The organism is Clostridium sp. LS3 (genome assembly GCF_055330225.1).
Window position 1 is genome coordinate 21,329 of the sequence record NZ_JBUZVV010000002.1, and the last position, 21,625, is coordinate 42,953.

The following is a 21,625-nucleotide window of genomic DNA, read 5'->3' on the forward strand; positions in this document are numbered from 1 at the left end:
TTCTAGCATTATAATACATTTTAAATTAGATGCTCTTAAAATTGATTATAAGGTCAAATAAAGACATATATAATTTTAATAAAATAATCAAACAAATTAAAAAATAATTATTGACTTCTCTATTCAAGATGGTATAATAGAATTAACAAATCAATTAAATATCAAATCAAAAAACACACGAAAACAAAAGAATTGACTACCCACTTTAGTCAAGAAAGATTGAAAAAAATAAATTATAAAATAATCAAATAAAATTAAAATAATTGTTGACAGAGTAAAAAAGACTATGATACAATAAATACAAGATAACAAATACATAAAAGATAAAACGGGCTAGACGTTAATAACATAAATCTAGTTAGTTATTTACACAACTACAAGGTGTATCGGCTATTTGAAAAATGAATATAGAGACATCAAAAAAGGCTATCTTTAAGCCTAGTAAATTTAAAAATAATAAATAAATTATTAATCAAAATGTTTTTAAATTAAGCTTATAAATTCTCATCTTTGACTTAATTCCGAACTGCATAGCATAGTAGGTTAACAGTATGTTATAATTTTAAGTATAAATCAAATTTTATAAGCTTAGATATAAAAATATAAAATAATAAATTAAAAGGGGTTGTTAAAATGTTGAGTGAAAAATGGTTGCCTACATCAATAAAGGTATTAAAGAAAAATAATAATGAAAAAGAAAGAACTTTAAATCATTGGCACAAGGCTTTAGAATTAACAAAAGAATTAAGAGAAAAATATAATTGCGGTATTGCTGATATGCCAACTAATAAAATAACAGAAAAAGAAAGACAAATATTAATTAAGGCTTATATTCTTTTAGGATATAAAAAAGAGTTGGCAATAGCATTTAGTAAATAAAAGTATTATTTTATAAAATAATTAATTAAAGGAGTGTTAAAATGTTAGATATTAATTTAATAGAAAAGTTTAAAAAAGAAAATGCAAGTAAAGAGGAAGTAAAAGAATTTTTAATTAAAGCTATTGAAGAAATGGGGTTTACTGGTGCATTACATGAAATAAAAGGAAATAGAAATAGTTTAAAAAATGCTGTATATGCTATAAATACATTTTGCAATAATAAACTTGCTAAAAGATATGATGTTGATACTAAGGAATTAACTTGGCAACCCTCAGAGGAAAGAATAAAAGATGTAGAAAAATTTAGATTTATAATGATAGATTTAGCTAATTATGCTTTAAAATTCAACACAGATAAAGAAGCAGAATATTTAAAATTAAAAAACGAATATTCAAATACAATGTTTGAAATAGCACAGTTCTATAAAGTGCTTGACAGTATAGAAGATAGAGAGAAATATTTAGAAGAAAGTAAAAAAGTAGATGAAATACAAAAAAGACTTGACGAGATAGAGAATAAATTAGATTTATATGTTATGGAAAACTTTAAGTAAATAAAAATATATATGTATAACAAAATAATCAAACAATAAAAATAAAACGAGGTGTAAAAATGAAAAAATTTGAATTAACAATATCAATAAATAGTAAAAATTTTAAGGTTTATCCTATCAAGGCTAAAAACAATGATGATGCTTTTAATAGTGCTATGGATATAATAGGAAGGGTTAAGGGTATAAAAGCACTAAAAACGATATATGACTATTTTGGAAATGATTTAGAGGAAAGTATTCAAGACATGAAAAAAATACCTATGCTATTAAACGAAAAAATAATGCTAAAGGCGGTAGCGTAAAAATGGGTGAAAAGTTAAACATAGTATTTCAATTTATAGTAAAAATGCTTAGTATGTGGGGGATAAATTTTATATTTACAATGCTATTATTGTTTGCTATACTATATATAATAACAAAATTATCAAATAATAAAAGTTGGTTAAAAGACACTTTAATAAAAATAACCTCAATGTAAATATTATATAAGAATAAAAATAAATAATTAATTATTGTTAAAGGTTATAAGAGAAAAATAATCTTTATAACCTTTATAGAGTAATTAATAAAATAAATTAAAATAGTTGGAGGTAATGAAAAATGAATAAAGAAAGAGAATATGCAATTGCGAGGGAATTTAATATAGTTGAGAATTTACAGAAGTTAGAAAGTGAATTATTACAAGTAAAAGGAGTTTCAGAAGTTAAATTTGATTTGTGTGGATTTTATGATAATTTGAATCAAGTTATTTTCTTAACAAAATACGATATTACAACAGATAGTGAGGATTATTTTACTCAACGTAAAGAATTAATTAATAACGTTTTAGAAGTAGCAAATAACAACGGACTAAAAAGAACAGAGGATTCTATAGAAGATTATGGAGAGCATTTCTATTTTGTTATGAAATGTAGTGAAGATTGGAATAAATAAAAATAATTTTAAATATTATGGAGGTTTTAAAAATGGAAACTATAACAAGTGGAAAACATACATTTGAATTGGTTGATAGTATTCCTTTAGGTTATCAAGTATGGAATATAGGGAAAAATATGATTGATGGGTATTTACCATTAGTTAAAGTTGGTGGGTATGATGGTTGTCAAGTAATAGGAGTAAAGAAAGCAATAAAAGTGGAAGGTTCACAAATAATACTCGAAGCTATTGGAGGTGGACAGAATACAATTGAATCAATGGAAGAATATATTAAAAAGTATAAAAACGCCGAACCTAATACATGGAAATATAAGCAAGTAGAAAGAATGAAAAAGGCGTTACCGGTTATGTATTCTATAAAAGGAATGAAGTAATAATTAATTAAAAATAATAATTGTAAGGAGTTAGTTATATATGAAAAAATATATAATAATAGGAATTGATAATTTAACTTTTGATAAAAGAGAAGACGCCGACCAATATGCAGAGGAAAAATTAAACTTAAAAGAATACTCAATACAAGATATAAAAACTTTGCAAGTTTGGGAATATGAAATCACAAAAAATAATTATAAATATAGATTAACCACAACAGGAAATAATTCTTTGAAATATGGTAAATGTGAGTTATGCAATGCTCATTCTTCAGAAACTTATATGCAAAATGAAAGCAGATATTATTATATTGATGAAGAAAATAAGGGTTATACAACACATAAATGTAATAATTATTTTGGTTGCAAAGAGTGTTTAATAAAAGCTAGAAGATAAATAGAAGAATATAAAGAAAAAATTTAATTGTTAATATTTACATGATATAATTAAAGTAAATGAAATTAATATTTTAAATATAAAGGAGTATTATAAAAATGGATAATAACATTAAAAAACGACCAGTTATAGTAATTCAAAATAATATATCTAATAAACATTCAAAGAGCAATGGATATAAAATTATATATAACGAAGAAATAAAACAAGATAATGACAAATAAAAATAAAGGAGTATATGAGAATATGGGAAGTCAAGAATTAAAATTATTTGTTGGTGGATATTTAGACGATAGGATTTTTAAAGGCGAATGTTTTGAAGGTAAAACGCCTTTTAGTAAAGATATTGATACTTACACATTATCAGAAGCTTTAAAATTAGGTTTTGTTGAACCAGTTCAAGAATGGTATGAACAAGAGTACAAGAAAGAATGGGACAAAGCAACAAAAAAAGAAAAAATAGATGCTATTTTGAAATATACTTATTCTGATGAAATAGCAAAGTTATTATATTTCGATACAGAAGAAGAAGCATTAAAATATAAAAATGATGTTATAAAAGAAATTGAAGAAGTTGAAAGAATTTCGATTTGCGAAGGTAAAGAGCAAGATAGAGAAGGTTATTTTAGAGAGGTTTATACATTAAAAGATGTGGATTAAGTAGTAAACTACTTTCCAACTGTTTTATACTTTTCAGTATCAAAAAAGTAGTTAATACATATAAGAAAAAATTAAACATAATTAATTAAATGATTATTTCTTAAATAATCAAACAATAAAAATAGATATAAAAATGAAAAGAGGTTGTAAAAATGAATTTGGTAAATAATTTAAAAACTGCAAATTGTGGAATAGTAGGAAAGATTGAAGGGGTAGAGGTTGAAATTATAGGGCATACATTTCACAACCCAACTTATGACATAATAGCAACCTATATAAAAGATGAAAATAAAAAGGTAGAAATAACCTATGCAAAAGATTTAAATACTAGCTTAGAATGTTCTGAAATATATTTCTTTAATAATGATGATACACACCATTATTATAGTAGAGTATACGACATTGACAAAGTGCCGAATAAATATAAGAATCTAGTAAAAATATTAAAAGATGTGCATAGTAAAATAGACTTTGACAAATTAGAAAATTGTGAAAAGGTGGTAATGTAAAAATGTTAATCAATAAAAATTTTAGCTATGTAAGTAATAATGAAAAAGAATTAATCAAAAGGGGTTATGGTGAACTGTCTATAAATTCAATTAACTTTAACAGATATTATTCAGAGGAAGAAAAAGAAAATAATAGAAAAATCTCTGAAACAATGAATAATGTTGAGTGGAGCAAACATTGTGAAGAAATTCAAGAAAAATTTGGTATTATTTTCAATGAAATAGTAGAAAAATTTATCAATAGCAAATACGATATACATCAATTAACAGAAAATACAAGCGGAATGAAACACTATAAAAGTGATTGGGATTTATATTATTATTGTAATAGAGGTTGGAACAATTCAAACTATATGGACTTCTTTAGATTAAGTTTTAATAATAATAGAAGTGTAGAAGAAAATTTAAACTTATTAAATGAATTAATAGATTTTGTAAAAAAATTAGATTATAAAAATATATCATGTACTATTCAATATACATTTGTTCCTAATGAAGAAAAAATAAATGATAGATATACAGAACTATGTGAAAAACTACAAAACAAATTTATAGAGTTTTCTGGAATGGTTGGCAAAATTAAAATAGTTGACGAAACGGAAAATTACAAAGAATATGGATTTTTTAAAAAGGGTAGTAGAAAAAAATATTATTCAATATCACGAGAAAATTTAATATTATTAGATTTATAATTAATAAAAATGAAATGAAAAGGAGAGTTTAAAAATGAAAACAAGTAAAGAGCAATTAATAAAAATGATAGGTTTTGAAGTGAAAAATATGTACTTTGTAATGACTGAATTAATAGACTGGATTAATATGTATGAATATGATTATGAAGTGATTGACAATATTTTAGTAAGGGAAGATTTACAAGATTATGATAAATTTGAAAACTTTACAATAGAGGAATTTATATCTGATTGGCTATACACTTTAAAACCTAAGAAAGAAAGTTATTTCAAAGCTATGGATAAAGAAAATAAAGAAGAATTAAAACTAGTAAAAGATTTCAATATATTAATGACTGGATTAAAAGAGATAGATAATTATTTATATGCAAAAAAAATCGTAACATATTTAAATGAATCCAACAGAGGAAAATTCACACAAGAAGAACAAGAGGAATTTATAAAAGAATATAAATACATGATAGAAAATCAAGAAGTTACTGACATTATAAAAATACTTGAAGATGATTATAAAAACAGTAAAGACGAAAATGTTTTAAACTTAATAAAAGGATTGAAAAGGAAAATGGAAGATATAAAAGTTATAGAATTAAAAGTATTGAATTGTGATGAAAAGGTAATCGAAAGAAAATTTAAATCAGCAGAAGAATTTATAAATGCTATGGATAGCGACAATCCAAACGAATGTTTTATGCTAGATGATGAAATAGTGGAATTAAAAATCAATGGCAAAGAAATTAAAAGATATTGTTTAGTAGATGATTTATACAATGAAATTGAAGATTAATCAATTAATAAAAATGAAAAATGGAGGAACTTTTAAAAATGAATGAAGAAACAAATAAATACTTTAAAAACACTTATGAAAATGAATATAAAAATATTCAAACAACGTATAAAAGAGATGGAGAAAAGCGAAAAAGAAACGACCCTTGCTATTGTGGAAGTGGTAAAAAATATAAAAAATGTTGTATGAATTGGTTTAATAAATAAATTTAATTGTTTTGAGAGCCTACACAAAGTTTGTAGGTTCAATTAAATAATTAGTAAAAACAAAAAGGTAATTAATAAAAATGAATTGATAAAGGGGAATAGTAAAAATGGAAAAGAAATATATAGTTTGTGGAGGAGTAAAAAGGGAAAATAAAATATATTCAAGAGTTATAGAAGATACAGTTAAAACCATTTTAGAAGTATCAAATAATAAAGAGTTAGAGATTGAAATTTATGATGGAAATTTATCAAACAATTATATAATAAATGATGCAGAAGAAATTATGATTAATGGAGAAAGTAGAAAATTTATAATTATAGCAGAAGAATATGAAAATGGATACTCTAGCAATTCAAAATTTATTCTTACAGATGATAAAAATCTTGTTGAAGAATATAAAGCTTTGTTTGAACAGAACAATTAAATAAAAATAATCATAAAATAATCAAACAAAGTATTGATAAATATAAAAATATAGCGTATAATTTAATTAGAAAGTGATTAATAGTAAAAGTAAAAATGAGTTTATGGAGGTTGTAGAAATGAATACTACAATGGAATATTTCAAAATGAGCAAAGAAGAATTAACGAAGGTTGTTAATGATTATGGGTACACTAGAGAAGAAGCAAAACTTTTTGATAGTGGAGTAAGAGTTAATTTTTATACTACCAAAGAAGGATATAAAAATAATGTTAATGATGATATTAAGTGGTATAAAGATGCAATGGGTTTTAAATTAACAGCTACTTTATTGATGACAAATGGAACTATAGCAACTATATATAATTAACCAATAAAAGAATAATTTCATTAAAAATATGGAGAATTTAAAAATGTTTTAGAAAGTGAAAAATGTAGAAGGAGATAAAAAATGAATATAAATAACATAATAACAGAAATTAAAAATGATAAAATGTTTAGTAAGTATATTGAGAAAAATACGTGGACTTCTGGCTCAAGCACAGTTGTTTATCCTATTACAGTATCAGAAGTATCAAAACAAATCATATTTCAATTAAATACTGACAAAAAAATATTTGATAAATTTATTAAAAGAATATGCGAAAAACATAGCGAATTAAAATTTGGACTTTTTTGGAAAAGTGATGGCAGTTGCCCTAGCACTATAACTTTTTATTATAAATAAAAAAAATAATTTTAAACAATATGGAGGAATAAAAATGTTAAATTTTAAATGTGTAAAAAATTATGTAAGTGATGGGAATAAATTTGAAAAAGGTAAAATATACAAAGCTGAAAAGTGTGGAAATAACAATTACTATTTATTTTTAGATAATAATAAAATATGGTTAGATTTTGATGAAGAAGATATCAAAAGATGTTTTAAATAGAAAGTAAATAAAAGTAACATTTTACAAACAAATAAATTAAAAAGAAAAAAGGAGTGTTTTATATGAGTAAAATTACAAAAACTAACTTAAATACTGGCGTATTAGGATTATCAACAAATACAACCAAAGAGGAGGTTGAGAATTTTCTTAAAACAATGACAGATGATGATTTTAATGGTAACAATGGAGACGAGTATTATACAGAAGTTAATGGTGTAAAAATGTCAAGATTAAAAGCATATATGCTTAATTTTGAAGTAGGGTGTGATGATTGGGAATTAGTTAATTTTATTAAAGAAGTTTTAGAAAACAACCATTCAGACGAATATTATGTGGATTCTAAAACAAATGTTTTTCAAGTTGAAAACAGTATCGTTGCTTGTGTTTCTTATATATCATAAAATATTTAATTTAAAAACTTTAGTTCGCAATTCAAAATAAAATAATAAAAATGAAATGAGGATATAAAAATGAAAAATATCGAATTATTAATAAGAGAATTGAAAAAGGCAAGAGAGGAATTAAAGGTAGATTGTGAAACAGTTTTAGAAGAAGAGACAATATATAATATTAATGAAACTCTTAGAAGTTTGAGAGAATTAAAAAGAGTACAAGGATATAATTAGGAGGATATAAAAATGAATTTTTTAGATAATTTTTTTGGAATAACTACAGAGGAAAAAAGAGTTCAATACAATATGGACAATGTTATTAAAAAGGGTAAGAAAGGGAAGGAAAGAAAGAACTGGGAAAATAATAGTTCAATATGGCAAGGAAGAAAAAGAAAATAAATTAGAGGGTGTTAAATTGAATGAGAAAACTTATCCAATAAAATTCTATTTAATAGATGCAACAATGATTTTTTTAAAAAATAATTATGATTGTAAAATAAATGCAATTATTAAAAAAGTAAATAATCAAAAAGGATTAAACCCAAAATTAAGTTATAAAGAAATTTTGGAATTGAAAAAATATGTATCAGATAATATAAAAGAACTGGGATAAATGAAATAGTTTTAAAAGATTAAGAAATAAAAATGATTGGAGAGTGTAAAAATGAAAAAAATTATGCAATATTTAATGATGAAGATGATATAAATTTAGAAATGATAATAGATAACTTTAGAACTAGAAAAGAAGCAGAAGAATATGCAGAAAGAAACGGTTTAGTTGGGGAATATTATTTTGTTGGCAGATGTGACGATATAGAGGATTAGTTTAAACGGTTTGAAGAGCCTACATAAATTGTAGGTTGGTCAAAACATTTAAATAAAAATAAATTAAAAGAAAGAAGGAATTAAAATGTTAATTAAAAAAATAATTGAAAAACCTTTTCGTAAAAATACAGTTAAAAACCTTCCAAAAGATGCAGAGGAAAGAGGATATAGTATTAATAATGATAAAATCTATTATAGTAAATCAAAACAATCTTATTATGTTGTAATTGAATAAAATAAGTATTTTATTAGTAAAAGTAAAAATGATTGGAGAAAAATATATATGGATAACAAATGGTTTACTGAAAAAGGGAATTTAAAAATAAGTTCAGAAGAACTTTATTGTAAAGTAATTTATCCTTGGGATAATGACATATGGGATTATGAAATTAAAAAGGAAATAATAGATTTTATAGAAAAAAATTATTATAAATATGGAGTTAATTCTGATATAGTTGCAATACATTACTCAATGTATTTTGCTAAAGAAACAAAAGATAATTATTCTACTTGTACCTTACTTTGTAGAAGTGGAATTACAAATAATGCTGATTGGGATAAGTTAGAAGTAAGAAGTAAGAATTATTGATTAAGGAGTGAATAAAATGGAATATAAAATTTGTAAGGTATGCGGAGAATGTCACCCAACTGTATCATGTTTAACTAATGAAATGTGTTATAGTTGCTACACACAAATGCAAGTAGAGAACAGAAAAGCTGACATTGAAGCAGAACATGATTATTATGATGGTTATGGAATATGGTAATAAACACATAAAGAAAAATAAATATGTGGAGGAGTGTAATAATATGTTTAAATATGATGATGATTCTATAAAGTGCTTAGGAGTAAAAGAAAATTATAGAATTTATTACAATGGAAGATATAAAGAATATTTTATACTAACTCCTAATTTTAAAGTTACTAGAAATTTAGGTCATTGTAATAATAGTGATGTTGCAAAGTGGGGAGAAAAAATTATTAAAAAGCATATTGAATTAATGAATAGTAAAAATAATATATAAAACAAGTGTTTCATTTGAAGAGTAAAAATAAGTGAGGTGTAAAAAATGAGTAGAAGAGCAAAGGTATATTATGCTTGTGATTATTGTGACACAGAGATAAATGATTTTAATAGACATAATGCTTATACTGATAATGGATTTCCTTCAATTAAAACCTATGATATGTGTTGCAAGGAATGTTTGAAAAAACATTTAAATTGTGTTCAAGAACTTATTGAAAATGGAGAATTAGAAGAAGAAACTTTAGAAGAATATGAAAACAATAATATAGAGAAGTATTGGAGATAGTTATGGATATAAAAATGAAAAGAGGTGATAGTAAAAATGATGAATTTTAGCGTAATAAATGGACAAAGAGAAAAATTATTGGAAGAGTTAATAAGATTAGAAGAAAAAACTTACAAACTACAAGACCATTATCAATATAAAAATGATATGGATAGAAAGAATTTTATAATGGGAAAGTTAGGGCTTTATGATGAAGTGATAATACATCTCAAAGAGGAAGAAAAGAGAAGAGATGAAGAATACAAAGAAATGGAAGAATTTTATTATAGACATGGTAGACTTTAATAAAAGTATAATCTATACAAAAGCCGAAACTACTCAATTAATAGAGTAGTCAACACAAAGATAACAACTTATGTTCTGATGATGGCAAGTTGATGTGTAAAAATGAAATGAGGTATAAAAATGAATTTTAAGGGTGAAGTATTAAAGAGAAAAGATATTCTAATTAATTGCAGAGGTTCAATAAATGATGAATATTATGGATTGGGAGTTATTTTAGGAAAACATTATGGAGAATATAAAATAATATTAGATTGTGAATATCCACGACATGATAGCTATATGAATAAGTCAGCTTTTGATTCTATACAATATCATATTAGTGAAAACTTAATTAAAGAATTTAAGAGCAATGAATACGAACAAGCTGAAAAGTTTTTTAATAAAGTTGTAAATCTTATAAATAGAAAAGTAAAACCAATTAAGCTAAGTGGATTAAAGAAGCTAGTAAATATTGAAAATGTTTATTATATCTATGGATTTAGAACACAAGAAAATTATAATAGTTGGGGAGAATTCGAAAAACCAAACGAAGTATATAATAAAGTATTAATTAATTTTGACTATAACAATAGACTGTTAGCAAGATTTTTCAGAAAGAAAAATGTTATTGTTATCAATAGAAAAATAGAGATTGTATTTGAAAATGAGGAAGAATCTATAAAAGGATTTAACATATTAAAAAACCATTTCAACGATATGGAAACTATAAATATTGAATCTTTAGATTTTCCAAAAGAAAAATGTCATAGGTATTTACATTCAATAATTAAAGGAGAAACAAAAATACCTTTTGGATTTTTAAGAAAATGTAATTATAATTGTGATGAATATGGAAGATTTACAGATTTTAATATAAGCTTAAAAAATGATATAGGTCAAATTATAAACGCTGATTTAAGATTGCCAACAAGAAATGGAGTATATTGGAATGATGAATGTAAAGGAGATGTATATTGCCACAATATGTATAAGAATTCATTTTGTGGGGTTAGAAGTTTTCAAGAAAATAAATTAAATAGATTTGCAGAATCATTAGAAGAAAATATAGATTTATTTCTAAAATAGTTAGTATAAACTATTAATAAATATTCAATCATAGCGTATTGAAGAGTATAAAATATCAGATGAATTAATCAAATAAAATCAACCTTTCATTGGGTAAAATTAGGAGGATTTAAATATGCACAGTTATCATGGAAAATCAATAAATATACACTTCAATGGTGATTTAAGTGGAGAGATTGTGTTTCAAGACAAGGAAATAGCAGATAAGAATATTAGAGTTGATGTTAAAGACATAATCAATTTGCTTAGAAATAATGGTTATATAGTATTGTCAGAGAAAAGATTACTTGGCTTTGCAAAAGTTTGTATGGAAGACTGATTAAAAGAAAGGAAATAAAATGAGAGAAATCACAATCAAATAAAACTAGGATTTCATATATTAAGAAAAAATTTTAAGTATTTCAAAAAGATGATATAATTAACATTATAATAAATAAGAGCGAGGGTTGAGAAGTATGAAAAAATATTTAACAAAAAAAGAATTTATAAATGAAATTACTGTAAGTTTGTGTGATGTAACAGATAGAAAAGATTGTGAAGATTGGTGGGGTTCTCATATAGAAGCTTACATAGAAGATAAAATAATTCCTCAATCAGCTTGTAGATGGACTAATCCATTTCTAAAAGATTTTGATGAAGATAATGGAGAGTAAATATTAAATAAAAGGGAGAAAATTTATGTTTAAATTAGCATTAAAAAAAGAAAATTTCAAGAGATATGAAAATGAAAATGGCTATAAGATTCTACAAAGATATTTTAGTAATGGAGAATATAGTATATCTATTACTAAAAAGTTTGAAGAGCAATATGAATACCTACCACTTATTTATACAGAAGTAGATGATGAAGAAAAGATAATTGATTTTACTATAGAAACAGCTAGTTATGGTTCTCTAAAGAGTGAAGATATAGAAAAAATTATTGATGGGTTTAAAATAGCTTTAGAAGTTGTTAAGGAATTAAAAGAGATGTTTATAAATAATAAATAAAATATTAAAGACAAAGGAGATATAAGGTTATGGGAAATATAAAATTTAAATTAGTAAATGAAAATGAAAAATATAGAGCATATGAAAATGATTATTACGAAATAGGTGTAGAAAAGGATACAAACAATATAATAGCAATTAAACCACAAGTAAAAAATATGCCCGAAATTTATATCAAATATGATATTTTTACTTCTAAATTTAAAAGTATAGAAATACAAACAAAATCATATGGAGCTTTAAATAAAGAAGAAACAAGAAAGATGATTGATAATTACAATATAGCTTTATTAGTAGTTGAAGAACTAGAAGAAAATTTTTTAAATAGTTAATGAAATATTAGTTTGATTGATTTATGAGGGGGAAAGTTTATGGAGAAGATAAATGAATTTTTAAAAAGACTTGATTATTGTATAGAAGAAACTGAAAAAGAATTAGAAAAATTTCAAGGCAAAACAAATTCTTATGATATGTTAGGAATTCAAAATGTTATTGAATATAATAAAGTTTTGGCTAAACTTAACACTTATAAGGAAATTAAATCTACTGTAAAGTATAATCTTTAAGAAAAAAAATAAGCGAGGTATATAGTTATGAATAATAAAAAATTAAGAGTTAGTCATTTTCCACAAATACCATGTAAACCATTCGTAGTTGAGGTTAAAGATTTAAATGAAGCAAAACTTATTTTTGATACATTAGCAAATTATGACTTATTTCAATTTGAGAATAGGATTAAACCAGATTATTGCAACTCTACTGTTCTTGAGGAATGGAATGAAGAAGAAAATGAGTGGTTAGATTGGTGTGATGAAGAAACTGGAATAGATGATTTAGACGAATATTTAGAGTTTATAAATAACAATAAATAAAGGGGTTAAAAATGAAACATGAGGATTTAAAAGAAGATGATATTGTTATTTTCAAAAGGAATTGTGATATTTTAAATAGGGAAGATTATCAAGACGGTAATGTTATAAATGTTTATCCAGAACGTAAAGAAGTTGTTATTTGTTGGTTAGAAGGTTATCAATCAAGATGTGATTCAGTTAAATATGATAAAGTAATTTCCAAGTATGATAAGGATGGAGAATATATGACTTTTGGAAGTTATAGAGGTAATTCAGTATTGCTGGGTAAGGAGGAGTTATGCTAGAGTTAGAAAAAATTTGTTTTCATTGTTCAAATGCTCATGTAGATGATGAGGATAAATTACATTGTATAATAAAAGATGGAATTGTTGTTAAAGATGATGATAGTTGTGAAGAGTATAATTAATAAAATGGATATGTGATATTTTAAAAAGAGAAGAATAGGAGGTTTTTATAATGGGTATAGATGAATTTGAAGTTGTATTGACTAATGGAGAAGTTAATCATATGTATAGAGTTCATACTAATGGAGAAAGAAAGGCTATTATACTTGCACAAGCACAAGCAATTCAAGAAGGTAGGGGTTTTGATTTGGTTAGTGCAAGAGAAATAGAACAAACTACAAAGTGGGAGGTTTATAGTGAATAAAAAAGGGATTATAGAGGGTATGAACACAGTAATAAAATGTGCAAATATAGAAAACTTAGAAGATTTTCAAAACCAATTAAAAAGTATTACCCAACAACTAACTTATATAGAATATTAATAGACTATCTAATATAATAGTCTATTTTTTTTGTTAAAAATTTGTTCGTATAACATTGACAAAATAAATAAACAATGATATAATCTTATTATAAATTAAATAAAAGAGGTTTTGAATATGAATGAATTATTAAAAGGGTATGAAAGATTTTTAAAGATTAAGGAATCTAGTGAGCAAACACTAAAAACCTATAACACTAATTTAACAATGTTTTTTGAGTTTTTAGGAAAAGAAGATTTCACATTGAAAGATGTATTATCTTTACAAAAAAAAGATTTTGAAAATTATTTAATTAATTTAGAGGAAAGAAATTTATCAGCTAATTCAAAAAAGATAAAATTTGCAAGTATATCATCATTTTTGAATTATGTAGATGAAAATTATGAAAATACAAAAAGCATATTTAATAATTGCAAGTTAATATCTCAAAAGATAAAAGAAGATAAAGATAAAGAACAAGAATATTTGACAGTTAAAGAAAGTAAATTACTACTTGAAACAATATCCGAAGAAAAAAATAAAAATAAGAGTAGAAATTTATTAATGTTTAATATACTTTTAAACTTTGGGTTACGTCTATCGGAGTTGAGAAATTTAAAACACAAGGATTTTAATATAAGAGATAGAATTTTAACAGTAATTGGAAAGGGAAACAAAATAAGACTTCTACCATTTAGCGATAATATCTTGCATTTGTATTACAATTATATAGGAACTAATGTAGGATTAGACCAAGAACAATTTGTATTTTTATCAACTCGTAAAACTCAAATTAGTGAAAGACAAATACAAAAAGAGTTAAAAAAATACTTAGAACTTAGTGGAATAACTAAAGATATCCACGTTCACTCGTTGAGAAGGACATTTGCAACTCTAATGTATAATAGTGATAAAGTTGATTTATACACATTACAAACTCTTATGGGGCATACGAGTAGCAATACAACAAAGATATATACAAGTATATCAAATGAAAAATTGGGAATTGCATTGAATAACCATCCATTATTTAAATAGAAACTATTGACTTTTTTAACATTGTATGGTAATATATAGGAGTAGTAAGAAATTGCTACTCAAGAAATTAATATTTCAAAATAATCAAACAAATATTTTCAAAGTATGATTCTATATTTAATAATAGATATTGTGAAGGAGTGAAAAAATGAAGACCGATAATAAATTTGTTGAATATTTAAGGGGTGGTATATATTGGGCTAACTTGCCTAACTACGAAGAACAAGGAAGTGTTCAAGGAGGATTACGACCAGTTGTAATAATCCAAAATAATATAGGAAATAAATATAGTCCTGTATTAATAGTAGCACCATTAACAAGTCAAATAGGAAAGAAGCAATTACCTCAGCATATATTTATTAGTAGCAGTAATTATAACAAGTTAAAAGTTGATGGGATTATTTTAGCAGAGCAAATAATTACAATATCTAAAAACAGAATGAAAGGATATATAGAATCTTTAACTGAAATTGATGTTTTAAGACTTAATAAAGCTTTAGCAACAAGTATAGAACTAAAAGTATCTGAAAAATTAGATACAGAGATACAAAAAGCTTTAGATGAGATTACCGAAGTAGATTGCTTTATAAATAGATGGATGAAAAGAGGTGATTCTTTAGAAAATATCAAACAAGAAATATGGGAAAGACAAGAATTGATAGCCAACTTTAAAAGCCTATGTCAAAAATTTAAGTTGAGATATTATCATTTGTATGATTCTGGTAAGATAGATAAATTAATATTTGAATTTACAAAAAATAATCAAATCTTAATAGGTGGTTGATTTATGAATAAAGTGATAAGTTTAGAAGAAAGAAAACAAATAAAAGAAAATATTGGGTTACTTAATGAATTGGGAGAATTTGATAAATCTATAAAAATAGCTTTTAAAATTATAAATGGAGAAAATTTTAATAAATTATCAAAAGGTGATAGAGGAATAATATATTATAAACTAGCTAAATCGTATAGGGGTAAGGGGAATATAGAACAATGTTTAAAATTTTTAAATAAATCTTTAGAACTGTTAAAATTAGATGAAGATTATTATAATAGAGCCTTATGGTTAAAAACAAATATAGAAATTGAAAGAAATTTAAATACAAGAAAAAATATAGTGCATCAATTATCCAGTATAAAAAGCCATTATTATAAAAATCGTAATTATATGATGTCATATATGTTGGGTTTAAATATTGGTAAGTATAACAAATGTCCAGAAGATATGTTTTATTACCTAAAAAAGATGATAAAACATAATTCCTTGGATATGAAGGTAGAAATTGTTTATAACTTAGACAGCATTGTTGAAGAAGCATTAAAAGACATAAGGGAAATCGATAAAAATGCTTTTGATAAATCTTTTGATTATATTAAAAGTGAAAAAACATTAAAATTAAATAATTTTTAAACCCCTTGATATGAGGTTAAAAATGCCTTTAAACAGTAAAAACGTTTTAACTTGGTAAAAGTATTTTTAACCTCATAAAGAAAGGAGGTGAGAAACTTATGAAAAAAATGCTAACAGTATTTTTAGTTGTAGCTACTTTATTTACTGGTGTTGTTGCGGTTGCAAATACATCAAACGTTCAAAATGGAGTAGAAGTAGCTATTGACCCACCAAACGCTGCTTAATTAGCTTTGATTGGAGTCATAAAAGAATTGGAGATACGCCAATATCTCCAATTCTAAAAATACTTTAGTAAAAATACTTTCTTTTTAAAAAATAACATATTAAAATTATACATACAATAATTAATAAAAATATTTTTAATTATATTAAACTTTATTTAATTGTTTTATTGATAAAATAATTAAAGTTGTATATAATAATAGTGTAGTTGTTATATTTGAAAGGAGAATGAAAATGAAAAAAGTAACTAGAGAGGATTTTAAGCTACTTTTAATTCAGACAGTTAAAGAAAATAACTATAATAAAGGTTTTAGAAATAATTTTAAAGATGAATTAAAGAATAGAATTAAAATTTCTAAAATTTTATCAATATTGACAGACAATGAGCATATAGAATTAAAAGATATAGAAGCCTATTGGATAAAAAAGACTTTAGATAAATTGGGAATTAAATTAGATTTCGACTTAGATGATAAAGATAATTTTACAAGAAAAGAAATAGAAGAATTTAATATGGTTTTCTTAGACACTAATAGTAAATCTAATATTGATACAGTTATTATAGAGAATTGTTATGAAGTTGAAGATAGAAGAGAATATATGTGTGTTAAGTTAAAATTGGCAGAAATAAAAGAATTATATGACAGTGGGATTTTAACTTATAATTACAATAGTCAAAGAAATGCAATTTATAAAAATATAGGAGTCAATAGTATTATATCTCCTAGAGTATATCAAAAGAACGTAGATGAAATAAAAAATTGTTTATTGAATGGAACTTTTATACCCAATACAATAACTCTTAATATTCTAAGAACTGGGAAAGAAAGATATGATTTTGATAAACGTAAAAATGAATTGATTTTTACAAAAGATGATGACTCCATGCTAAATATCATTGATGGATATCATAGAATAACCGCAATAATAGAAGCATTGAATGAAGACCCTTCTTTACAAGGTCATTTAAGCGTAAAAATATGGAATGTTGATATAGAAACAGCTCTATCATTTGTGGCTCAAGAACAAAAATCAAGTCCTATAAGCATTGAAAGAAAAGAAGAATATAGTGATAATGATATAATGAGAATGTTGAGATTGATTAATAGAAGTGGAAATAAAAATACAAATGAATTATTCAACAAAATTGGTAGTAAAGATGCAGTAAAATCTGGAATGTGTTACACCACATTTGAATTAATGAAAACCAGTATAGAAGACTTGTTTTCAGATGTTTTAAACAATGCAAATGATTTAGTTGAGTTACAAGAATTTTTAGTTATATTCTATAATTTAATAATATCATTTAATTCCGAAGAGTTTAAAAACAACCTTATTAAAAATAGGCAAATAAATCCAGCTTTGAACAACAATTCATTCTTACTATACAATGCTATAGCAAGAAAGGTTTATAATAGAGAAGATTGGAGAATAAAAACAAAAGAACTATTTAATAGGCTTGACCTATCTAATAAAAATAATATCTGGGATGACTTATCAATTTATAAATTAAATGGGAGAGATGATGCTAAGTTTAGAAAAAAATATTATGAGTTAGTAGGTGATTTAGATGAACAAGAAATTTAAGTTTGAGGGTGCAATTGATGACTTTGGTGGAGATGTAGATTACAAAGTTGAATTTTTAAATAAAATGACTGATAGTGGATATAGCACAAGTTCAGCGATGCAAACAATGTACTTATTTAAAAATGCCAAGAGTTTAGAAGATGATTTTGGAAAAGATTTATATAACTTCACACAACAAGAATTAGAATTATTTTTCAAATCATTAATGATTCCGAAAATAAATAGTTTACAAAGTGCAAAAAGTAGCGTTGATAAATATTTATTAAACAGTATTGCAGAGAAAAAAAGTATTTATAGCTTTAGTCCTACACTAAATATAAAAAGAGAAAAATTAGAAGAATTGATTTTCAAAGATGCAAATCACAAAAGATTTTGCACAAAAAAAGAATTATATGAATCAATTTCATTGTTGGAAAATTTCACAGATATGTTTTTAATCATGTGTATATGGAAGGGTTTATATAACTCAAATTACACAAATATCAGAAATATTAAAACAAGTGATTTTAATATAGATACAAATGTATTAAGTGTTTTAGATTATGATACTGGTGAAATTAAAGAGTTACAATTAGACTCTCAAGAATCAATGATATGTAAACAAGCAATAGCAGAACAACTTTATGTAAAAGGTAGTAATGAATATCAGTATTTAGATTCTGATTATATATTGAAGTCAATTGATAATATTAGGAAAAAAAATCAATCAAATGAACCAATTAAAGCCCAAGCATTGAGAGATAAAATACGACAATTTCAAGAAGAAAGTGGATTGATGTTTGTAACTGGAATAACAATTAATTTAAGTGGTTGGATATACAAATTGTTCGAAGAACAAGGTTATGATAAAGAGTATGACTATAAAGATGTAAGGAACTTCATTTCATATAACAGATTGAAATTTAATTATGTCAATTTTTATGATTCATTATTATTACTACAAAAAAAATACAATTTAGAAAAATAGCCTTTTGGGGGAGGTATTTATCTCTTCCAAAGGTCTGATAAAATAATTAAACATTTAAATTTATTTTAACTCTTGCAAATCAGTTTTATTTATAATAAAATAGTACACAAGGGGGAACTTATGTTCTCATAAAATATAAGGGGTGTGAGTCTAGTGTTAAAACTATACAACTGTGAAAACTATAAAGAAAAAATATTCAATATGGTCAATGACCCAAATTTTATTAAAAACCTTAAAACTCTGTTAGAAAAATATATACTAGATGATGATTTTAACAATTTTAAAAAATTGTGTGAAGATATATGGTGTCAACATATAACAGATGGAAAAATAATCATACTTATAAAAAATATTAAAAATGGAGATATTGAAAACAATATTGAAAACTGGTTGTTATATTGGGAGAATTATTCTAATCTAGGATTTTCACCAAATATTATCAATTAATAATCAGTTATAATGGGGTAGGTTGGTTTGCTTACCCCATAAAAATTATTTACATAATAAAAGCATTGACTGTTTGGTAGTTCTGTGATATTATTAAATTATAAAATAATCAAATAATATTAATAACCAATTAACATAATTAATAAAAGAGATATTTTATCAGAAAATTAAAAGAAAAGGGAGATATCAATATGTCATATTTAAACAATTTATCAGAAGAAGATTATAGAAGTTTAACAAGTGAACAAAAAGACAGAATACTAATGGAAGAAAGTTGGGGAAGGTCAGCTTACCCAAATAATAGCGAAGCACAAAGAAGGAATATGGAACGTGTTATAAGAGATTTATGTAATGAAAAAGATTGGTAATAATTAAAATCCAATATTAAAATAATCAAACAAATAATCATAAAGGGAGATTGAGGAAAAATGATAAATACAAAGGCAATGGCAAGTGTAATAGTTGAAAATAAGAGAGAGGATTTCTTTATCAAAGGAAAAAACTTTAATACTGAGAAAGATAGAATTAAATTAGTTAATCAAATAAAGAATCAGTATGACAGAATTATGAATGTAGGAGCAGATATATGCGGTTTTAAAAGAATAGATAATCAAATATATGAGCCAACTCCATCAAGGCTAATAAGAGAAATGAGACTAGCTAACGCTTGTTAATAAGAAAGGATGATGAAGTTATGAAATTTGTATCATTAAAAGATTTTAAAGAACAATCTAAAGAGGTTCAAGATTTTCTTAACAATAGAAATATCATCAATTATGAGTTAGTTCAAGCTGAATGGAGATTTGATGCAGAATATTTTGAGAACATAGAATTAGATTGTAGTTCAATTAGAGGAAAGAGAATAGACACATATTACAACGTCTCGAAGCTTGAAAGAGAGTTTAGATATATTGGAGGATTATTAGAATTCAATATAACCAAGCTATGGACAGAAGGTGATTTAGTAGAATTAATCCAAGACCTAACTGGTTGTGAGAATATAGAGTTAGATGGGGATGTAAATACTGGTGAATATAATTTAGAGTGTTACACAACAATCAAAAGCTTAATGTCATTTAGAAGTTTTGAAAGACTTGGAAACGATAGGTTAATGGCTTATTGGAAGGTTGTTTGTGAACTAATAGAGATAGAAACTAAATCAAAAAAGGAAACTTTTGAATTTGAGAGAGAGGGATTTTAAATGGTAAATTTAGTAGTAGCACCAAGCGGTAGTGGAAAAGATTATTCAGTTGATTTTCTACATAATCATTATGGATTTAAGAAGGTAATATCAAGAACCACAAGAAAACCAAGGTATAAAGGGGAAGATACTCATATATTCGTAACTCATAAACAAGCTAGAGGAGAGTTTGATAGAGAGGACGTTATTGCAAAAACAAATTATAATGGAGAAAAGTATTACACACTTCCAGAGGATTTAGAGGGAGCAGATTTTTATATCATAGATGTACAAGGTGTAAAGAGTATGAATAAAAATAATTACGATAAGGTTATTTTTATAAAACCTTCAATGATTAGAAGATTCTTAAACATGAGAAAAAGAGGAGATAAAATAGTAAAAATACTTGAAAGATTGAGAGTTGATAGAAAAGAGTTTAAAGGATTCAAAGGTGATATAAACTTTAAACATAGCGATGAATTTATAGATTACATGATAGATAAAATAGGAGAGTAAAATGTTCAGTAAAGAAGAGTTAGAGGAAATGACATATTGTATAAATACAACTATTGCAAGTAGACAAGTTTATGCAACACAAGAGACAATTAAAGCTAGACTAGAAGATAATAAGAAGTTTTTAGAAATGGATTATAAATTGTTAAATAAAGTTATAAAAATGATTGAGAGTAAAAATAAAAAAGAAGAGGAGTAAAAATAAATGAATTATTTAGAAATTTTATATAGTGATTTGTACGACAATTGTTCTTCACATTCAGATTGTGATGATTGTAATTTTAAAGAAACTTGCAACCTTTTTAATGAAGAGTATTCGTTTTGTCATACAACATTTGAAGAGTTTAGAGAAATTATGTTAAAGGAGATAAAGTAAAAATGGAACTGTTTTTAAATTTATCAATTATACCATTGTTAGTAATAT

The 21,625-nt window shown here is 24.4% G+C and carries 50 protein-coding genes and 1 pseudogene; all 51 read left to right on the plus strand.

From position 1 onward, the window contains the following. Nucleotides 1–633: 633 nt before the first annotated feature. A complete protein-coding gene (locus tag ACZJV1_RS18945; RefSeq protein ID WP_463652319.1) occupies nt 634–879 on the plus strand; it encodes a hypothetical protein in 246 nt (81 codons plus the stop codon). A 41-nt stretch (nt 880–920) separates the two neighbouring features. Continuing rightward, nucleotides 921–1,433, plus strand: coding sequence for a hypothetical protein (locus tag ACZJV1_RS18950; protein ID WP_463652320.1), 513 nt, complete (start codon nt 921–923; stop codon nt 1,431–1,433). Between the two features lie 59 nt (nt 1,434–1,492). Next, nucleotides 1,493–1,735, plus strand: a complete 243-nt coding sequence (locus ACZJV1_RS18955) for a hypothetical protein (protein ID WP_463652321.1) — start codon at nt 1,493–1,495, stop codon at nt 1,733–1,735. Nucleotides 1,736–2,033: 298 nt separating this feature from the next. Beyond that, nucleotides 2,034–2,366 (plus strand): hypothetical protein, encoded by a 333-nt coding sequence (locus ACZJV1_RS18960; protein ID WP_463652322.1) that lies wholly within the window; start codon nt 2,034–2,036, stop codon nt 2,364–2,366. A 32-nt stretch (nt 2,367–2,398) separates the two neighbouring features. Next, nucleotides 2,399–2,743, plus strand: coding sequence for a hypothetical protein (locus ACZJV1_RS18965; protein ID WP_463652323.1), 345 nt, complete (start codon nt 2,399–2,401; stop codon nt 2,741–2,743). Between the two features lie 40 nt (nt 2,744–2,783). After that, nucleotides 2,784–3,140, plus strand: coding sequence for a hypothetical protein (locus ACZJV1_RS18970; RefSeq protein ID WP_463652324.1), 357 nt, complete (start codon nt 2,784–2,786; stop codon nt 3,138–3,140). Nucleotides 3,141–3,238: 98 nt separating this feature from the next. Beyond that, nucleotides 3,239–3,364 (plus strand): hypothetical protein, encoded by a 126-nt coding sequence (locus ACZJV1_RS18975; RefSeq protein WP_463652325.1) that lies wholly within the window; start codon nt 3,239–3,241, stop codon nt 3,362–3,364. A gap of 22 nt (nt 3,365–3,386) precedes the next feature. Continuing rightward, nucleotides 3,387–3,800: a hypothetical protein gene (locus ACZJV1_RS18980; protein ID WP_463652326.1), complete on the plus strand. Its 414-nt coding sequence runs from the start codon at nt 3,387–3,389 to the stop codon at nt 3,798–3,800. Between the two features lie 152 nt (nt 3,801–3,952). Continuing rightward, on the plus strand, nt 3,953–4,309 hold the full coding sequence (locus ACZJV1_RS18985; RefSeq protein WP_463652327.1) for a hypothetical protein: 357 nt from the start codon (nt 3,953–3,955) through the stop codon (nt 4,307–4,309). Between the two features lie 2 nt (nt 4,310–4,311). Continuing rightward, the gene (locus ACZJV1_RS18990; protein WP_463652328.1) at nt 4,312–5,001 is read left to right on the plus strand and encodes a hypothetical protein; all 690 of its coding nucleotides are present in this window, start codon (nt 4,312–4,314) and stop codon (nt 4,999–5,001) included. Nucleotides 5,002–5,035: 34 nt separating this feature from the next. After that, nucleotides 5,036–5,788 carry a hypothetical protein gene (locus tag ACZJV1_RS18995; protein ID WP_463652329.1) on the plus strand — a complete coding sequence of 251 codons (753 nt, stop codon included), beginning with the start codon at nt 5,036–5,038 and terminating at the stop codon, nt 5,786–5,788. A gap of 38 nt (nt 5,789–5,826) precedes the next feature. Then, a complete protein-coding gene (locus ACZJV1_RS19000) occupies nt 5,827–5,994 on the plus strand; it encodes an SEC-C metal-binding domain-containing protein (protein ID WP_463652330.1) in 168 nt (55 codons plus the stop codon). Between the two features lie 107 nt (nt 5,995–6,101). Next, on the plus strand, nt 6,102–6,419 hold the full coding sequence (locus ACZJV1_RS19005; RefSeq protein ID WP_463652331.1) for a hypothetical protein: 318 nt from the start codon (nt 6,102–6,104) through the stop codon (nt 6,417–6,419). A 118-nt stretch (nt 6,420–6,537) separates the two neighbouring features. Then, nucleotides 6,538–6,786 carry a hypothetical protein gene (locus ACZJV1_RS19010; RefSeq protein WP_463652332.1) on the plus strand — a complete coding sequence of 83 codons (249 nt, stop codon included), beginning with the start codon at nt 6,538–6,540 and terminating at the stop codon, nt 6,784–6,786. A gap of 81 nt (nt 6,787–6,867) precedes the next feature. Beyond that, nucleotides 6,868–7,143, plus strand: coding sequence for a hypothetical protein (locus tag ACZJV1_RS19015; protein WP_463652333.1), 276 nt, complete (start codon nt 6,868–6,870; stop codon nt 7,141–7,143). A gap of 34 nt (nt 7,144–7,177) precedes the next feature. Next, nucleotides 7,178–7,348 (plus strand): hypothetical protein, encoded by a 171-nt coding sequence (locus ACZJV1_RS19020; RefSeq protein WP_463652334.1) that lies wholly within the window; start codon nt 7,178–7,180, stop codon nt 7,346–7,348. A 62-nt stretch (nt 7,349–7,410) separates the two neighbouring features. Further along, nucleotides 7,411–7,749, plus strand: a complete 339-nt coding sequence (locus tag ACZJV1_RS19025; RefSeq protein ID WP_463652335.1) for a hypothetical protein — start codon at nt 7,411–7,413, stop codon at nt 7,747–7,749. Nucleotides 7,750–7,818: 69 nt separating this feature from the next. Further along, entirely contained in the window at nt 7,819–7,974 is a 156-nt protein-coding gene (locus ACZJV1_RS19030; protein ID WP_463652336.1) for a hypothetical protein, read from the plus strand. Nucleotides 7,975–7,986: 12 nt separating this feature from the next. Then, a complete protein-coding gene (locus tag ACZJV1_RS19035) occupies nt 7,987–8,139 on the plus strand; it encodes a hypothetical protein (protein ID WP_463652337.1) in 153 nt (50 codons plus the stop codon). Between the two features lie 16 nt (nt 8,140–8,155). After that, entirely contained in the window at nt 8,156–8,353 is a 198-nt protein-coding gene (locus ACZJV1_RS19040; protein ID WP_463652338.1) for a hypothetical protein, read from the plus strand. Nucleotides 8,354–8,385: 32 nt separating this feature from the next. Then, nucleotides 8,386–8,565, plus strand: coding sequence for a hypothetical protein (locus tag ACZJV1_RS19045; protein ID WP_463652339.1), 180 nt, complete (start codon nt 8,386–8,388; stop codon nt 8,563–8,565). Between the two features lie 85 nt (nt 8,566–8,650). Further along, complete coding sequence (locus ACZJV1_RS19050; RefSeq protein ID WP_463652340.1) at nt 8,651–8,800, plus strand: hypothetical protein; 150 nt, start codon at nt 8,651–8,653, stop codon at nt 8,798–8,800. Nucleotides 8,801–8,848: 48 nt separating this feature from the next. Then, a complete protein-coding gene (locus ACZJV1_RS19055) occupies nt 8,849–9,154 on the plus strand; it encodes a hypothetical protein (RefSeq protein ID WP_463652341.1) in 306 nt (101 codons plus the stop codon). A gap of 16 nt (nt 9,155–9,170) precedes the next feature. Then, nucleotides 9,171–9,332 (plus strand): hypothetical protein, encoded by a 162-nt coding sequence (locus ACZJV1_RS19060; protein ID WP_463652342.1) that lies wholly within the window; start codon nt 9,171–9,173, stop codon nt 9,330–9,332. 43 nt (nt 9,333–9,375) lie between these two features. After that, on the plus strand, nt 9,376–9,591 hold the full coding sequence (locus tag ACZJV1_RS19065) for a hypothetical protein (RefSeq protein WP_463652343.1): 216 nt from the start codon (nt 9,376–9,378) through the stop codon (nt 9,589–9,591). A gap of 45 nt (nt 9,592–9,636) precedes the next feature. Continuing rightward, the gene (locus ACZJV1_RS19070) at nt 9,637–9,879 is read left to right on the plus strand and encodes a hypothetical protein (RefSeq protein ID WP_463652344.1); all 243 of its coding nucleotides are present in this window, start codon (nt 9,637–9,639) and stop codon (nt 9,877–9,879) included. A gap of 36 nt (nt 9,880–9,915) precedes the next feature. Next, on the plus strand, nt 9,916–10,164 hold the full coding sequence (locus ACZJV1_RS19075; RefSeq protein WP_463652345.1) for a hypothetical protein: 249 nt from the start codon (nt 9,916–9,918) through the stop codon (nt 10,162–10,164). A gap of 120 nt (nt 10,165–10,284) precedes the next feature. After that, nucleotides 10,285–11,229, plus strand: a complete 945-nt coding sequence (locus tag ACZJV1_RS19080; RefSeq protein ID WP_463652346.1) for a hypothetical protein — start codon at nt 10,285–10,287, stop codon at nt 11,227–11,229. Between the two features lie 115 nt (nt 11,230–11,344). Continuing rightward, nucleotides 11,345–11,548, plus strand: a complete 204-nt coding sequence (locus tag ACZJV1_RS19085; RefSeq protein WP_463652347.1) for a hypothetical protein — start codon at nt 11,345–11,347, stop codon at nt 11,546–11,548. Nucleotides 11,549–11,684: 136 nt separating this feature from the next. Then, nucleotides 11,685–11,882: a hypothetical protein gene (locus ACZJV1_RS19090; protein WP_463652348.1), complete on the plus strand. Its 198-nt coding sequence runs from the start codon at nt 11,685–11,687 to the stop codon at nt 11,880–11,882. Nucleotides 11,883–11,907: 25 nt separating this feature from the next. Further along, complete coding sequence (locus ACZJV1_RS19095; RefSeq protein ID WP_463652349.1) at nt 11,908–12,219, plus strand: hypothetical protein; 312 nt, start codon at nt 11,908–11,910, stop codon at nt 12,217–12,219. Between the two features lie 29 nt (nt 12,220–12,248). Continuing rightward, on the plus strand, nt 12,249–12,551 hold the full coding sequence (locus ACZJV1_RS19100; protein WP_463652350.1) for a hypothetical protein: 303 nt from the start codon (nt 12,249–12,251) through the stop codon (nt 12,549–12,551). 39 nt (nt 12,552–12,590) lie between these two features. Then, entirely contained in the window at nt 12,591–12,785 is a 195-nt protein-coding gene (locus ACZJV1_RS19105) for a hypothetical protein (RefSeq protein ID WP_463652351.1), read from the plus strand. Nucleotides 12,786–12,812: 27 nt separating this feature from the next. Continuing rightward, nucleotides 12,813–13,091 (plus strand): hypothetical protein, encoded by a 279-nt coding sequence (locus ACZJV1_RS19110; protein WP_463652352.1) that lies wholly within the window; start codon nt 12,813–12,815, stop codon nt 13,089–13,091. A gap of 11 nt (nt 13,092–13,102) precedes the next feature. Beyond that, entirely contained in the window at nt 13,103–13,375 is a 273-nt protein-coding gene (locus tag ACZJV1_RS19115; RefSeq protein ID WP_463652353.1) for a hypothetical protein, read from the plus strand. Further along, a complete protein-coding gene (locus tag ACZJV1_RS19120) occupies nt 13,369–13,497 on the plus strand; it encodes a hypothetical protein (RefSeq protein ID WP_463652354.1) in 129 nt (42 codons plus the stop codon). The genes ACZJV1_RS19115 and ACZJV1_RS19120 overlap by 7 nt, the downstream gene beginning before the upstream one ends. 50 nt (nt 13,498–13,547) lie before the next feature. After that, on the plus strand, nt 13,548–13,739 hold the full coding sequence (locus tag ACZJV1_RS19125) for a hypothetical protein (RefSeq protein ID WP_463652355.1): 192 nt from the start codon (nt 13,548–13,550) through the stop codon (nt 13,737–13,739). Further along, on the plus strand, nt 13,732–13,857 hold the full coding sequence (locus ACZJV1_RS19130) for a hypothetical protein (protein ID WP_463652356.1): 126 nt from the start codon (nt 13,732–13,734) through the stop codon (nt 13,855–13,857). The genes ACZJV1_RS19125 and ACZJV1_RS19130 overlap by 8 nt, the downstream gene beginning before the upstream one ends. Before the next feature lie 117 nt (nt 13,858–13,974). Further along, complete coding sequence (locus tag ACZJV1_RS19135) at nt 13,975–14,874, plus strand: tyrosine-type recombinase/integrase (RefSeq protein ID WP_463652357.1); 900 nt, start codon at nt 13,975–13,977, stop codon at nt 14,872–14,874. Nucleotides 14,875–15,022: 148 nt separating this feature from the next. Next, nucleotides 15,023–15,391: pseudogene (locus tag ACZJV1_RS19140) on the plus strand (type II toxin-antitoxin system PemK/MazF family toxin); the annotation flags it as partial. A gap of 270 nt (nt 15,392–15,661) precedes the next feature. Continuing rightward, entirely contained in the window at nt 15,662–16,285 is a 624-nt protein-coding gene (locus ACZJV1_RS19145) for a hypothetical protein (protein ID WP_463652358.1), read from the plus strand. Between the two features lie 98 nt (nt 16,286–16,383). Beyond that, entirely contained in the window at nt 16,384–16,509 is a 126-nt protein-coding gene (locus ACZJV1_RS19150) for a hypothetical protein (RefSeq protein WP_463652359.1), read from the plus strand. A 232-nt stretch (nt 16,510–16,741) separates the two neighbouring features. Further along, nucleotides 16,742–18,094 (plus strand): ParB N-terminal domain-containing protein, encoded by a 1,353-nt coding sequence (locus ACZJV1_RS19155; RefSeq protein WP_463652360.1) that lies wholly within the window; start codon nt 16,742–16,744, stop codon nt 18,092–18,094. Continuing rightward, nucleotides 18,078–19,061 carry a phage lytic cycle repressor MrpR family protein gene (locus ACZJV1_RS19160; RefSeq protein WP_463652361.1) on the plus strand — a complete coding sequence of 328 codons (984 nt, stop codon included), beginning with the start codon at nt 18,078–18,080 and terminating at the stop codon, nt 19,059–19,061. Before ACZJV1_RS19155 ends, ACZJV1_RS19160 begins: the two co-directional genes overlap by 17 nt. Before the next feature lie 153 nt (nt 19,062–19,214). Continuing rightward, nucleotides 19,215–19,508 (plus strand): hypothetical protein, encoded by a 294-nt coding sequence (locus ACZJV1_RS19165; protein WP_463652362.1) that lies wholly within the window; start codon nt 19,215–19,217, stop codon nt 19,506–19,508. Nucleotides 19,509–19,699: 191 nt separating this feature from the next. Beyond that, on the plus strand, nt 19,700–19,876 hold the full coding sequence (locus tag ACZJV1_RS19170) for a hypothetical protein (protein WP_463652363.1): 177 nt from the start codon (nt 19,700–19,702) through the stop codon (nt 19,874–19,876). Nucleotides 19,877–19,936: 60 nt separating this feature from the next. Then, nucleotides 19,937–20,182 (plus strand): hypothetical protein, encoded by a 246-nt coding sequence (locus ACZJV1_RS19175; RefSeq protein WP_463652364.1) that lies wholly within the window; start codon nt 19,937–19,939, stop codon nt 20,180–20,182. A 20-nt stretch (nt 20,183–20,202) separates the two neighbouring features. Then, the gene (locus ACZJV1_RS19180; RefSeq protein WP_463652365.1) at nt 20,203–20,709 is read left to right on the plus strand and encodes a hypothetical protein; all 507 of its coding nucleotides are present in this window, start codon (nt 20,203–20,205) and stop codon (nt 20,707–20,709) included. Continuing rightward, nucleotides 20,710–21,204: a hypothetical protein gene (locus ACZJV1_RS19185; protein ID WP_463652367.1), complete on the plus strand. Its 495-nt coding sequence runs from the start codon at nt 20,710–20,712 to the stop codon at nt 21,202–21,204. Between the two features lies 1 nt (nt 21,205). Continuing rightward, the gene (locus ACZJV1_RS19190) at nt 21,206–21,400 is read left to right on the plus strand and encodes a hypothetical protein (protein WP_463652368.1); all 195 of its coding nucleotides are present in this window, start codon (nt 21,206–21,208) and stop codon (nt 21,398–21,400) included. A 6-nt stretch (nt 21,401–21,406) separates the two neighbouring features. Continuing rightward, complete coding sequence (locus ACZJV1_RS19195; protein WP_463652369.1) at nt 21,407–21,577, plus strand: hypothetical protein; 171 nt, start codon at nt 21,407–21,409, stop codon at nt 21,575–21,577. The last annotated feature ends 48 nt before the right edge of the window (nt 21,578–21,625 follow it).

Excerpts from the sequence above, each read along its gene's own strand:
- ACZJV1_RS18945 (WP_463652319.1), top strand. The coding sequence starts at position 634 with ATGTTGAGTGAAAAATGGTTGCCTACATCAATAAAGGTATTAAAGAAA.
- ACZJV1_RS18950 (WP_463652320.1), top strand. The coding sequence starts at position 921 with ATGTTAGATATTAATTTAATAGAAAAGTTTAAAAAAGAAAATGCAAGT.
- ACZJV1_RS18955 (WP_463652321.1), top strand. The coding sequence starts at position 1,493 with ATGAAAAAATTTGAATTAACAATATCAATAAATAGTAAAAATTTTAAG.
- ACZJV1_RS18960 (WP_463652322.1), top strand. The coding sequence starts at position 2,034 with ATGAATAAAGAAAGAGAATATGCAATTGCGAGGGAATTTAATATAGTT.
- ACZJV1_RS18965 (WP_463652323.1), top strand. The coding sequence starts at position 2,399 with ATGGAAACTATAACAAGTGGAAAACATACATTTGAATTGGTTGATAGT.
- ACZJV1_RS18970 (WP_463652324.1), top strand. The coding sequence starts at position 2,784 with ATGAAAAAATATATAATAATAGGAATTGATAATTTAACTTTTGATAAA.
- ACZJV1_RS18975 (WP_463652325.1), top strand. The coding sequence starts at position 3,239 with ATGGATAATAACATTAAAAAACGACCAGTTATAGTAATTCAAAATAAT.
- ACZJV1_RS18980 (WP_463652326.1), top strand. The coding sequence starts at position 3,387 with ATGGGAAGTCAAGAATTAAAATTATTTGTTGGTGGATATTTAGACGAT.
- ACZJV1_RS18985 (WP_463652327.1), top strand. The coding sequence starts at position 3,953 with ATGAATTTGGTAAATAATTTAAAAACTGCAAATTGTGGAATAGTAGGA.
- ACZJV1_RS18990 (WP_463652328.1), top strand. The coding sequence starts at position 4,312 with ATGTTAATCAATAAAAATTTTAGCTATGTAAGTAATAATGAAAAAGAA.
- ACZJV1_RS18995 (WP_463652329.1), top strand. The coding sequence starts at position 5,036 with ATGAAAACAAGTAAAGAGCAATTAATAAAAATGATAGGTTTTGAAGTG.
- ACZJV1_RS19000 (WP_463652330.1), top strand. The coding sequence starts at position 5,827 with ATGAATGAAGAAACAAATAAATACTTTAAAAACACTTATGAAAATGAA.
- ACZJV1_RS19005 (WP_463652331.1), top strand. The coding sequence starts at position 6,102 with ATGGAAAAGAAATATATAGTTTGTGGAGGAGTAAAAAGGGAAAATAAA.
- ACZJV1_RS19010 (WP_463652332.1), top strand. The coding sequence starts at position 6,538 with ATGAATACTACAATGGAATATTTCAAAATGAGCAAAGAAGAATTAACG.
- ACZJV1_RS19015 (WP_463652333.1), top strand. The coding sequence starts at position 6,868 with ATGAATATAAATAACATAATAACAGAAATTAAAAATGATAAAATGTTT.
- ACZJV1_RS19020 (WP_463652334.1), top strand. The coding sequence starts at position 7,178 with ATGTTAAATTTTAAATGTGTAAAAAATTATGTAAGTGATGGGAATAAA.
- ACZJV1_RS19025 (WP_463652335.1), top strand. The coding sequence starts at position 7,411 with ATGAGTAAAATTACAAAAACTAACTTAAATACTGGCGTATTAGGATTA.
- ACZJV1_RS19030 (WP_463652336.1), top strand. The coding sequence starts at position 7,819 with ATGAAAAATATCGAATTATTAATAAGAGAATTGAAAAAGGCAAGAGAG.
- ACZJV1_RS19035 (WP_463652337.1), top strand. The coding sequence starts at position 7,987 with ATGAATTTTTTAGATAATTTTTTTGGAATAACTACAGAGGAAAAAAGA.
- ACZJV1_RS19045 (WP_463652339.1), top strand. The coding sequence starts at position 8,386 with ATGATTGGAGAGTGTAAAAATGAAAAAAATTATGCAATATTTAATGAT.
- ACZJV1_RS19050 (WP_463652340.1), top strand. The coding sequence starts at position 8,651 with ATGTTAATTAAAAAAATAATTGAAAAACCTTTTCGTAAAAATACAGTT.
- ACZJV1_RS19055 (WP_463652341.1), top strand. The coding sequence starts at position 8,849 with ATGGATAACAAATGGTTTACTGAAAAAGGGAATTTAAAAATAAGTTCA.
- ACZJV1_RS19060 (WP_463652342.1), top strand. The coding sequence starts at position 9,171 with ATGGAATATAAAATTTGTAAGGTATGCGGAGAATGTCACCCAACTGTA.
- ACZJV1_RS19065 (WP_463652343.1), top strand. The coding sequence starts at position 9,376 with ATGTTTAAATATGATGATGATTCTATAAAGTGCTTAGGAGTAAAAGAA.
- ACZJV1_RS19070 (WP_463652344.1), top strand. The coding sequence starts at position 9,637 with ATGAGTAGAAGAGCAAAGGTATATTATGCTTGTGATTATTGTGACACA.
- ACZJV1_RS19075 (WP_463652345.1), top strand. The coding sequence starts at position 9,916 with ATGATGAATTTTAGCGTAATAAATGGACAAAGAGAAAAATTATTGGAA.
- ACZJV1_RS19080 (WP_463652346.1), top strand. The coding sequence starts at position 10,285 with ATGAATTTTAAGGGTGAAGTATTAAAGAGAAAAGATATTCTAATTAAT.
- ACZJV1_RS19085 (WP_463652347.1), top strand. The coding sequence starts at position 11,345 with ATGCACAGTTATCATGGAAAATCAATAAATATACACTTCAATGGTGAT.
- ACZJV1_RS19090 (WP_463652348.1), top strand. The coding sequence starts at position 11,685 with ATGAAAAAATATTTAACAAAAAAAGAATTTATAAATGAAATTACTGTA.
- ACZJV1_RS19095 (WP_463652349.1), top strand. The coding sequence starts at position 11,908 with ATGTTTAAATTAGCATTAAAAAAAGAAAATTTCAAGAGATATGAAAAT.
- ACZJV1_RS19100 (WP_463652350.1), top strand. The coding sequence starts at position 12,249 with ATGGGAAATATAAAATTTAAATTAGTAAATGAAAATGAAAAATATAGA.
- ACZJV1_RS19105 (WP_463652351.1), top strand. The coding sequence starts at position 12,591 with ATGGAGAAGATAAATGAATTTTTAAAAAGACTTGATTATTGTATAGAA.
- ACZJV1_RS19110 (WP_463652352.1), top strand. The coding sequence starts at position 12,813 with ATGAATAATAAAAAATTAAGAGTTAGTCATTTTCCACAAATACCATGT.
- ACZJV1_RS19115 (WP_463652353.1), top strand. The coding sequence starts at position 13,103 with ATGAAACATGAGGATTTAAAAGAAGATGATATTGTTATTTTCAAAAGG.
- ACZJV1_RS19120 (WP_463652354.1), top strand. The coding sequence starts at position 13,369 with ATGCTAGAGTTAGAAAAAATTTGTTTTCATTGTTCAAATGCTCATGTA.
- ACZJV1_RS19125 (WP_463652355.1), top strand. The coding sequence starts at position 13,548 with ATGGGTATAGATGAATTTGAAGTTGTATTGACTAATGGAGAAGTTAAT.
- ACZJV1_RS19135 (WP_463652357.1), top strand. The coding sequence starts at position 13,975 with ATGAATGAATTATTAAAAGGGTATGAAAGATTTTTAAAGATTAAGGAA.
- ACZJV1_RS19145 (WP_463652358.1), top strand. The coding sequence starts at position 15,662 with ATGAATAAAGTGATAAGTTTAGAAGAAAGAAAACAAATAAAAGAAAAT.
- ACZJV1_RS19150 (WP_463652359.1), top strand. The coding sequence starts at position 16,384 with ATGAAAAAAATGCTAACAGTATTTTTAGTTGTAGCTACTTTATTTACT.
- ACZJV1_RS19155 (WP_463652360.1), top strand. The coding sequence starts at position 16,742 with ATGAAAAAAGTAACTAGAGAGGATTTTAAGCTACTTTTAATTCAGACA.
- ACZJV1_RS19160 (WP_463652361.1), top strand. The coding sequence starts at position 18,078 with ATGAACAAGAAATTTAAGTTTGAGGGTGCAATTGATGACTTTGGTGGA.
- ACZJV1_RS19170 (WP_463652363.1), top strand. The coding sequence starts at position 19,700 with ATGTCATATTTAAACAATTTATCAGAAGAAGATTATAGAAGTTTAACA.
- ACZJV1_RS19175 (WP_463652364.1), top strand. The coding sequence starts at position 19,937 with ATGATAAATACAAAGGCAATGGCAAGTGTAATAGTTGAAAATAAGAGA.
- ACZJV1_RS19180 (WP_463652365.1), top strand. The coding sequence starts at position 20,203 with ATGAAATTTGTATCATTAAAAGATTTTAAAGAACAATCTAAAGAGGTT.
- ACZJV1_RS19185 (WP_463652367.1), top strand. The coding sequence starts at position 20,710 with ATGGTAAATTTAGTAGTAGCACCAAGCGGTAGTGGAAAAGATTATTCA.
- ACZJV1_RS19190 (WP_463652368.1), top strand. The coding sequence starts at position 21,206 with ATGTTCAGTAAAGAAGAGTTAGAGGAAATGACATATTGTATAAATACA.
- ACZJV1_RS19195 (WP_463652369.1), top strand. The coding sequence starts at position 21,407 with ATGAATTATTTAGAAATTTTATATAGTGATTTGTACGACAATTGTTCT.